This is a genomic window from Denitraticella aggregata, from assembly GCF_048158365.1.
GTDB lineage: Bacteria > Pseudomonadota > Gammaproteobacteria > Burkholderiales > Rhodocyclaceae > Azoarcus_F.
The window spans coordinates 1-9066 of sequence record NZ_JBLLNL010000023.1 but is presented as its reverse complement, the minus strand read 5'-3'; the positions used below and the strand labels follow the sequence as shown (position 1 = coordinate 9066).

At 58.8% G+C, this 9066-nt stretch carries 9 protein-coding genes; 7 read left to right on the top strand and 2 right to left on the bottom strand.

What is annotated here, in order from left to right; translation table 11 throughout:
- From ACKVEX_RS16260 to ACKVEX_RS16230, 7 genes are all read left to right on the top strand, one after another.
- On the top strand, positions 1-1347 hold a 1347-nt coding region (locus tag ACKVEX_RS16260), incomplete at its 5' end, for a tetratricopeptide repeat protein (protein ID WP_473216791.1).
- Between the two features lie 85 nt (positions 1348-1432).
- Complete coding sequence (locus ACKVEX_RS16255; protein WP_473216790.1) at positions 1433-2302, top strand: glycosyltransferase family 2 protein; 870 nt, start codon at positions 1433-1435, stop codon at positions 2300-2302.
- Positions 2299-3549, top strand: a complete 1251-nt coding sequence (locus ACKVEX_RS16250; RefSeq protein ID WP_473216789.1) for a glycosyltransferase — start codon at positions 2299-2301, stop codon at positions 3547-3549. Before ACKVEX_RS16255 ends, ACKVEX_RS16250 begins: the two co-directional genes overlap by 4 nt.
- A 6-nt stretch (positions 3550-3555) precedes the next feature.
- Positions 3556-4080 (top strand): hypothetical protein, encoded by a 525-nt coding sequence (locus tag ACKVEX_RS16245; protein ID WP_473216788.1) that lies wholly within the window; start codon positions 3556-3558, stop codon positions 4078-4080.
- Positions 4080-5072 (top strand): glycosyltransferase, encoded by a 993-nt coding sequence (locus ACKVEX_RS16240; protein ID WP_473216787.1) that lies wholly within the window; start codon positions 4080-4082, stop codon positions 5070-5072. The genes ACKVEX_RS16245 and ACKVEX_RS16240 overlap by 1 nt, the downstream gene beginning before the upstream one ends.
- Positions 5026-6132, top strand: a complete 1107-nt coding sequence (locus ACKVEX_RS16235; RefSeq protein WP_473216786.1) for a class I SAM-dependent methyltransferase — start codon at positions 5026-5028, stop codon at positions 6130-6132. Before ACKVEX_RS16240 ends, ACKVEX_RS16235 begins: the two co-directional genes overlap by 47 nt.
- A 5-nt stretch (positions 6133-6137) precedes the next feature.
- Positions 6138-7031 carry a glycosyltransferase family 2 protein gene (locus ACKVEX_RS16230; RefSeq protein WP_473216785.1) on the top strand — a complete coding sequence of 298 codons (894 nt, stop codon included), beginning with the start codon at positions 6138-6140 and terminating at the stop codon, positions 7029-7031.
- Here the strand turns inward: ACKVEX_RS16230 and ACKVEX_RS16225 are convergent.
- Complete coding sequence (locus tag ACKVEX_RS16225) at positions 6973-8280, bottom strand: lipopolysaccharide biosynthesis protein (protein ID WP_473216784.1); 1308 nt, start codon at positions 8278-8280, stop codon at positions 6973-6975. The two genes, ACKVEX_RS16230 and ACKVEX_RS16225, sit on opposite strands and share 59 nt — an antisense overlap.
- A 1-nt stretch (position 8281) precedes the next feature.
- Positions 8282-8818 (bottom strand): sensor histidine kinase, encoded by a 537-nt coding sequence (locus tag ACKVEX_RS16220; protein ID WP_473216783.1) that lies wholly within the window; start codon positions 8816-8818, stop codon positions 8282-8284.
- Between the last annotated feature and the right edge of the window lie 248 nt (positions 8819-9066).

Genomic DNA, 9066 nt, shown 5'->3' with positions numbered 1-9066 from the left:
CTGCTCATTACCGAGGCTACGGTATTGGCTGCGCACGACCGGCGACTGAATCTGCAACCCACCCGGGGCTTTCGCGTCTGGCGCGGTGTTCTGCTTGGCCTGCCTAGTCTGGCGATACTGCTCTACCTCGCCGCAATTTCGCTTCCTTCGCTGTTGACTGGCTCGGCGGGTCTCCGCGATTTCACGCCGGGCGAGCGTCTGCTCACGCAAGGTCGGGTGATGTGGGATTACATTTGGCGCCTAGTGCTGCCGATGCCTCATAGCGGGGGGTTGTTCAACGATCACATCACAGTATCGACAGGTTTTTTCTCACCGCTTACCACCGCAATCGCCTGGACTGGTTGGGTCATCGTTGTCGTGCTTGCGTGGCGGAACCGTCAGCGGTACCCGGCTGCCGCACTGGCGGTGCTGTTCTTTCTCGTCGGTCACGCGGTCGAATCGGGCTTCCTTCAACTCGAGCTCTACTTCGAGCACCGTAACTACCTTCCCGCCGCGCTCCTGGCGCTGCCTGTAGCATTGTGGTGGGCGGACGAGCAGCGACTCACGCTAGTCACACGCGCAGGGCTAGCCACTGCCTTGGTGTTCGCGCTGGCAGCCATGACCGCAATGGGTGCCAGCCTATGGGGCAAACCGTTCCAGCAGGCGCTGAAATGGTCCCAGATCAATCCAAGCTCGCCGCGCACTCATCATCACCTTGCGGCCCTTTGGCTTGAGACCGGTAACATTGGCGCTGCAGCGAGCCACAACCAGCGGGCCATCGCGCTGGATCCAGCGAACATTGCCGCGCGTATCCAGGCGCTGAGCATTGCGTGCATCAACGGTGAAGATGTCGACCAGAAGTTCGAGGAAGTTGAAACCGTGTTGCAGGGTAAGGTGCTCAATGGCGCTGTGGCCCAGTATCAACTCGGACGCCTGCTGGATTATGTCGTTGCCGGCGGATGCCCGTTCATCGAGCTACCCGACGCACTTGCCCTGCTCGAACGACTTGAACGGCAACACGAATCTGGCCCACAGGTGCTGAGTGCCTTGCTGAATCAACGGGCCGCTGAAGCGCTATTGCGTATGGAGCGCCCCGCCGAGGCCTATGAACGCTTTCACCGCGCGAGCGAGAAGACACAACCTCGCGGCGTGATATTGCGCAACGTCGCGCTGCTGGCCACACACGGGGAATATGAGGCGGCGCTGTCGCTGCTCGACACAGCATGGCCGGACCACGTCGCGCCGCCGCCCGGTTTCACCATACAGCGATTGAGACATGTCTACGCAGAAGGCAGTGGCTATTACGAACGTGAGCGTCAAGCCCTCCGAATTCAGATAATCGCCGACCTGGACAATCCCGGACGATAGAACCACCTGCCCCTCCTGACACTGCCGTTAGGCGCATGCTCAACGTATGCGGCATAATCGGTACTAGCCTACTGAGTGAAGCAACATGTCTCACGTACCCCTCTCGATAGTAATCCCCGCAAAGAATGAAGCCGCTGCAATCGGCGAGGTCGTATCAAGGATAAGAGCCCACTACCCGAGCGCAGAACTTATCGTCGTAGACGATGGTTCGAGTGATAACACCGCTGAGGTAGCCGCTGGGGCAGGTGCGCGGGTGATTACCCACCGCTTCAGCAAGGGCAACGGGGCTGCAATCAAGGCGGGAGTACGCGCGGCCAACGGTGAAGTCATCGTGTTCATGGACGGCGACGGCCAGCACGACCCGGATGACATCGCGCTTCTGCTCGATAAGCTCAATGAAGGCTTCGACATGGTGGTGGGCGCGCGTCAGCAGGGTTCGCAGGCCAGCCTGGGGCGGGGCCTTGCCAACGGTTTCTATAACCGACTTGCGTCCTATATGACGAATCATCGCATCGAAGACCTCACCTCGGGTTTTCGCGTGGTCCGTGCCGACAAGTTTCGCGAGTTCCTGTATCTACTCCCAAACGGTTTCTCATACCCGACGACGAGTACCATGGCATTCTTCCGTGCGGGATATGCCGTCGCGTATGAGCCCATCCACGCCGCAGCACGCATTGGTAAGAGTCACATCAGGCCACTCCACGATGGCGTGCGTTTCTTGCTGATCATTTTCAAGATCGGCACCCTGTATTCACCGCTCAAGCTGTTCGCACCGCTTGCGCTGGCCTTCTTCATGTCGGGCGTGGGGTGGTATGCATATACATTTGCGACGATGGGGCGCTTCACCAACATGAGCGCGCTGATGCTCACCGCTGGGTTCATCATTTTCATGATGGGTCTGATATCCGAGCAAATCACAGCACTGATGTACAAGGACAGCGGCGAGCGCCCGTGAAACGTCGGCTACTCGTCCTCTCGTCGACCTACCCGCGCTGGGCTGGCGATCCGGAACCCGGTTTCGTCCATGAGTTGTGCCAGCGACTCGTCACCACGTTCGACGTACACGTTTTATGCCCGCATGCGCCCGACGCAGCCCGGAACGAAGTGATTGACGACGTCAGCATTCATCGTTTTCGCTACGCGCCCATGCAACTGCAGACACTAGTCCAGGACGGAGGCATACTCGCCAACCTCAAACACCACCCTTGGAAATGGATGCTACTGCCAGGTTTCTTTATTGGCCAAGCTTGGAAGACTGCGCACTTGCTGAGAACCTTGCGACCTGCCGCCATCCACGCACACTGGATCATCCCCCAGGGGTTCGTACTCGCTGTATTGCATTCGTTCGGGTCACGCATGCCCCCAATCTTGCTCACCTCGCATGGTGGCGACCTTTTCGGCATGCGCGGCCCCGTCCTCGCCCGCATCAAGCGCTGGGCGCTGGGCAAGGCCAGTGCGGTGACAGTGGTCAGCGCAGCAATGCTTGCAGCGACCGGCCGACTCGGTGTACCAACGCCGCGGGTCAGCGTGATCCCTATGGGCGTTGATTTTGCGACCCGATTCACACCTGCGCAGGCCACCGTCGGTGACCCATATGAGATCCTGTTCGTCGGTCGTCTGGTTGAAAAAAAAGGGGTTCGCCACCTTATCGAGGCCATGCCCGCAATCCTAGCCGCAGAGCCGCGTGCGCACCTCAGCATTGTCGGTCATGGCCCGGAATGCAATGCACTTCAAGAACTGGCCGGGACCATTGGCGTCGCCGATCGACTGACGTTTATCGGCCCGCTGCCGCAATCGGCATTGCCTGCTCTATACCAACGGGCCAGTGTCTTCGTCGCGCCGTTCGTCCAGGCCAAAGACGGCGATCGCGAGGGGCTTGGCCTTGTGACCGTGGAGGCCATCGCTTGTGGCTGCCCGGTAGTAATCAGCGCCCTCCCCGCCGTAATGGACCTGCTTGATCCAGTGGAAGATGCCACGATGCTGTGTGAGCCTGCCAATGTCGCTATGCTTGCCGAACGGGTCGTTGGCTGTCTGCGTGCGCCCGAAGTAGCTCGGCAGCGGGTCATGTGCGTTCGGAGACGCCTGCTCGAAAGGATGAGTTGGCCAACCGTGGCGGCGCGCTACGAGGCGCTGATCACAAGCCTGATGGACTCGCGCGACGACCACCTTATGCCACGAGCCCCAGCCACCACGCCGAGGTAGACCTGCATGGCCGCAACGCCAAAATGCGCAAGCTCCGAAGCCCTGCTCAGCCCACCCCCGTTTTATCAACCGCTCGATCTGCTGGATGTCGGCACTGCTCAGCGCCAACACTTCGCCGAACTGCGTTGTGTCATCAAGTGTGATGGTGTGGGCAACCTCACTGTCCATAATCGGAGGCGATTAGAAGCACCGCGCTACGACCTGGCCTACGTTAACCAACTCCTGGAACGCTGGCCCGCGCCTTGCCGCTGGGGGCTCAATCGCGCAACGTATGACTGCCTGCCGCTTACGATTGCGCAGTTCGCGGCGCTGCTGGGCGCGTCTTGTTTCAGTTTCGCCCAACATCGTGGTCGTGCCCTGCGTACGCGCTACGAACTCGAGCAGTCCAAGAAGGCGATGTACCAGCGGGTGCTAAGGCCGATTCCAGATGCCGGGTATTGGACGGCTCGAAGTGCATTCCGGACGTTGTTCGATTTACAACTGACGGAATCGTCTGAGGGGACTTCTATCGGACAAATCAGGGCAACGTGATGAGTGGTGGCAAAGAGCCAAGCGCTGCTGTTGCATCGACTGCCTATAGACCGCACGAGGTCTCAGTAGCAGGGTTGGCTATCGTCATCGTCACCTACCGACCCGACCTTGACGTGTTGGATCGACAGCTTCAACAGCTTCCAGCCGCAGCTACGAAGATTATTATCGACAACGCATCACAGTCCGAATTATTGGAAGCGTTGCGGCAACTGACGGAAGGTACGCCCAACAGTACGCTGATTGCAAACCCGGATAATGTTGGGCTGGCGGCTGCCTTGAATACTGGAGTCCATGTAGCGTCGGCGCTGCCGAGTATTACTCACGTGTTGCTGCTGGACCAGGACACCGAACCGGGGCACGGGCAGGTTGAGCGATTGCTGCAAGCCTATTCCCGATTGGCGAGACAGACCAACCGCGTGGGTTGCGTTGGGCCGAACCTCGTTGATCCCGCGACCGATCTGAGCCATGGTTTCCATCGGGCGCGCTTCGGCATGTGGACGCGCGTGTTTCCCTCCGTCGACAACCATACGCCGATCGCCTGCGACAACTTGAACGGCAGCGGAACGCTCATGCAATTAACGCTAATGCATGAACTCGGTGGGCTGGATGAAGCATTCTTCATCGACCATGTCGATACGGAATGGGCGTTCCGGGTCAAAGCTGCTGGCTACGGCCTTTACGGCATCCCAGAGGTCACTTTCCTACACCGAATGGGAGAATCTTCCCTGCGCTTCTGGTTTTTTGGGTGGCGGCTGTGGCCTTACCGCAACCCGGATCGACATTATTACCTTTTCCGCAACGCGGTGCGGTTGATGCAACGTCGGTATATTCCATCTGTTTGGAAATTCTGGGCCTCCATCAAATTATTGCTGACCGCGACGGTACACGTCACCATAGACCCAAGCCGAAAGAATCAATGGCTCCAAATGAGACGGGGAATTCGTGATGGCCTACGATCAACTACCGGCGCATCTCATGACCGATCAGTTTGAGAATGCGGGCGACCAGTTGCACTGGTCCCGAGGCCTGATGGAGCGGGTTGACAGCTGTCCGGCTTGTGGCAGCAGTTCGCGCGCAGGCAAGCCTTTGGTATGCACGGATCATCGTACCGATCTACGCATTGATGAGTGGCGCTTGCATCGTTGTGCCTCGTGCCGATCCCTGTTTCTCGACCCGCGTCCGACTCTAGAATCCTTGCCCAAGGCGTACCAGTCATACTACACACACAGTCAGGATGACGAGCAACCTGCCACATCGGGATTCGCCGGGTTATTGTGGCGCTTGATACATGGCTACTTGAATCATCGTTTCGGCTTGTCGCGCCAACCTTCCCTGAGTGCAGGCGTGTGGCTGTTTCGGCTGATGCTCCCATTGCGAATGAAGCTAGATTACTACGGTCGCCACCTCTACTCGAGCGACTTCCCGCAGCGCGGCAGGCTGCTGGATGTCGGATGCGGGAACGGTGCTTTTCTCCAACGCGCTGTGGAGATGGGGTGGCGGGTAAATGGCTTGGACCCCGATCCGGCAGCCGTTGCGGTATGCACTAACCAACGCCTGGACGTTGTGCGTGGCACATTACTGGATTCACCCTCCGAGTGGGTCGAAAAATTCGACGTGGTCACGATGAGCCACAGCATTGAACATGTGACACAACCGGGCGCAGAACTAAAACAGGTATACCGCCTGCTTCGCCCAGGCGGTGTGCTCTGGCTGGCCTGCCCAAACCCCGATAGTCTAGGAGCCCGCTTTTACGCTCAGGCGTGGAGAGGACTGCACCCGCCGTATCATCTGGTTATTCCATCTGCCCCCCAGCTCTTTCGCATGCTCGTCGAAGCAGGCTTTACTGACTTGATGCCGATCAGGCGTGGCGCACATGCTCGTTGGATGATCCGGGAAAGCGCGGAAAATGCGCGGCATATCGGCGATCTTTCAATGCAGACCAGGGCTTTGTTAGCACCGCTCATCAGGGCATTCGCCGATGCTACGGGCAGCATGATTCCTGGCGGGGCCGAAGAGACCCTGGTCATGGCCCGACGACCCAGGCAATCGTAAGTCCGATGGCGCTTGCACCCACCGTCGGGCTGATTCTTCATTTTCGGCACCAAGAACACACCAATGCCTGCCTGGTCTCACTGCTGTCCGATGGCATCACTCAGGTTGTAGTGGTGGATAACTCGGCGGACAACGGCGCCTCAGTGCTGGCGCTGCGTCCAGCGTTCACATTTCTAAAGGCGCAAGGTATGAATATTGTCCTTTGCGAACCGGGACGTAATCTTGGTTTTTCGGCAGGCGTGAACTATGGCTTGGCACAGGTTCGTGAGCGATTTGGAGCCGTTTGCGTACTCCTAATCAACAACGATGCCAGACTAAAATCTGGGGCTCACTGCGCTTTGCTCAATGCAGTGAAAGAAGGGGCAGGATTAGCGGTCCCAACGATGCAAACAGCGACGGGTAAGAGAATTAACGCAGCCTACTATCATCGGCTAACGGGATTGCTGTTTCACAAAGAGCGACCCGGTGCCTACGAGTATCTCAGCGGCTGTTGTATGCTACTTTCGGCACACTTGGCAACGCCACCACTCTTTGATGAGGATTTCTTTTTTTACGGTGACGACACCGAGTTGGGCTGGCGGCTATCGGGGCTAGGTATTCAGCAACATAAAGTAATTGATGCCGTCGTTGAGCACGAGGGTTCTATTGGAAGCCGGAACGGTTCATTTTTCTATGAGTACCACATGGTTCGCGCGCACTGGGTGCTCGCGCGGAAGTTGGCCGAGTCGGACACTCAGCACTTTCTCTTCCTGATTGGCCGAGCGGTCACTCTACCCGCCAGAGCATTGTTACGAAGTGCGAGGCACCGGTCCACGGCACCGCTCCGCGGCTTTCTCGCAGCTACGTGGGATGTTTTCCGGGGTCGGCGTCGCACCCTGACCCCGCGCGCCCCCCAGTGATGATGGGCACTCTCCTGAACCGCCGCAACAGAAACACACCAGAGAGAATAGCCATTAGGGCCTCGCTCGCGCCTACAGCCATGATCAGGCCCTGAATGCCATTGCGTGGTGCCAAAATGAGGGTGATCACGATTAGCATCAGTAGTCCAACAACTTCGAACCCGGCTCTTAAGAGTGGGCGACCTAGGGCCAAAAGAATACCCCCCCCCGCAAAACGGGTTGTCATGAAGGGGGCAATGAACGCAATCATCCTCACCACCTCGCCTATACCCTGGTAACGTTCCCCGAGTAGAAATTCTAAGGCAAGGGGACCAGTCACGTAGATCAAGACCGCAGCCACTAAGCCGTAGACTAATGACGCCCCCATCACGGTCGCAATTACGCTGCCCGGGCCGGTTCGTGAATCGTGGGACTCCCTGAATATGCGCGGCTGAGCAGCGAGGGTCATCGCGACAACCGGTAAGGTCACGATGGCCATGCCCCGCGATGCCAGTGCATACAACCCAGTCTCGTTGGCCCCGAGTAGGCGCAACGCCAGCGCCTTATCGAGTTCCGAAGGGTTGATCGCCATGAAATTCATGACCGCAAACGATGCTCCACGCCGCAGCGTCTTAAACTTCGGCCACGCGACACCCTCTAACGGTGACATTGCCCGCCAGGCGAACCAGAGGCCCAGCCCCAAACCCGCCGCCGAGCCCAACCCGTGTACAAGCGCATACGCAAACAAGCCGCTGTCAGGCAAAAGCACTATGCATGCTGCGACGCCGATCAGCCTCAAAAGCATCGGTAATAACGCAAGCGACTGACTGCGTGCGATGTGACCAAGCCCCTGCAGGCGAAACGATGCTAGGCCTAATAGTGGCGCGAACAATAGTTCCGCAAGACCTATTAAAGCCACACTGAGCATGTTCGCACTGCTGCCGATTACATAAAAACTCAACCAAAAATACAATGGCATTAGCAGCATTGCAGACAGCAAAGTCATCGGTATTGCCTCCGCAAAGACAGCGTGCCCTGCCGCGGGATCCCGTGCCGATTCACCCAAAACAAGAAAGCCCAGCCCGAACGAGGAAAGCGTTCCCAAACCGAACGCCAAGGCGGCGATACCCGCAAATTCACCGTATTCGGCGGGGTTAAGAAACCGCGCTACAAGCAGCAAGAGGGCCAACTGAATGCCTAGCCGCAGCGCATAGACGATCATTGTCTGCAGACTGTTGTGTGCAATGGATCCAGAGCGCGGCAGACGCATATCAACGCACCCTCCACGCCCAAGCCGAAGGGTCCAATACCCCATTGAGCGCGTTGAACAAAAAATGCGGGCGGATGCGGGCGGTGAGCGCGAGCAACCGGGCCTCGGTGAGCGCGGGCGAGAAGCGCTGGCTGCGGTAGTCGAAATAGAACAGGCAGACCGCGGCGGCGACCACGGCCCACAGCAGCCAGCGGATGAGCGTCGCGGCCTGGTCCTCGCCCAGCAGCATGAACACCGCGACGCTGACCACCGCGACCACGCCCAGCACCACCCCCACCCCGGCCGGATACGACACGCGCCTGAGCACCGGCTGCAGCAGATACAGCAGCAACACCGCCAGAAACAGCGGCAGCTCGATGACCCCAGCCATCACCAGCAGCGCCGCCGGCACGGCGTGCACGTCCGCCTCGCGCACCAACACGGTGGCCACCGCGAGCAGATTGACCAGCAGCAACACGCGCAGCAGCACGCCGAGGTTGCGGAAGTCGGGGAGCTTGCGGGTGATGGGGGGTGTGTTGTGGTTGGGGTGGGGGTTCAAGGGGGGTGTTGGGTTGTTTGGTCGGGGGGGTTCGCGGCTTGCGCCGCTACAGGGGGGGCATGCGCCAGCAAGGATGGCGTTCATGGATCGCGTGCTTCAGATCGCAACTTGCTCGGGCTCCGAGTGGTCGATTTCGGCACGGTAGAGATCGATGATGGGAAAACACAAGTCGTAGTCGCCCCAGACAAGTTCGCCATACTCGATTCGGAAGGCTGCGAATCGTGCAGGGTCCAGATAGGCGCGGATCG

Bases quoted from the DNA above. Each gene is read 5' to 3' on its own strand.
- ACKVEX_RS16255 (WP_473216790.1), top strand. From the start codon at position 1,433: ATGTCTCACGTACCCCTCTCGATAGTAATCCCCGCAAAGAATGAAGCC.
- ACKVEX_RS16245 (WP_473216788.1), top strand. From the start codon at position 3,556: ATGGCCGCAACGCCAAAATGCGCAAGCTCCGAAGCCCTGCTCAGCCCA.
- ACKVEX_RS16240 (WP_473216787.1), top strand. From the start codon at position 4,080: ATGAGTGGTGGCAAAGAGCCAAGCGCTGCTGTTGCATCGACTGCCTAT.
- ACKVEX_RS16235 (WP_473216786.1), top strand. From the start codon at position 5,026: ATGGCCTACGATCAACTACCGGCGCATCTCATGACCGATCAGTTTGAG.
- ACKVEX_RS16230 (WP_473216785.1), top strand. From the start codon at position 6,138: ATGGCGCTTGCACCCACCGTCGGGCTGATTCTTCATTTTCGGCACCAA.
- ACKVEX_RS16225 (WP_473216784.1), bottom strand. From the start codon at position 8,280: ATGCGTCTGCCGCGCTCTGGATCCATTGCACACAACAGTCTGCAGACA.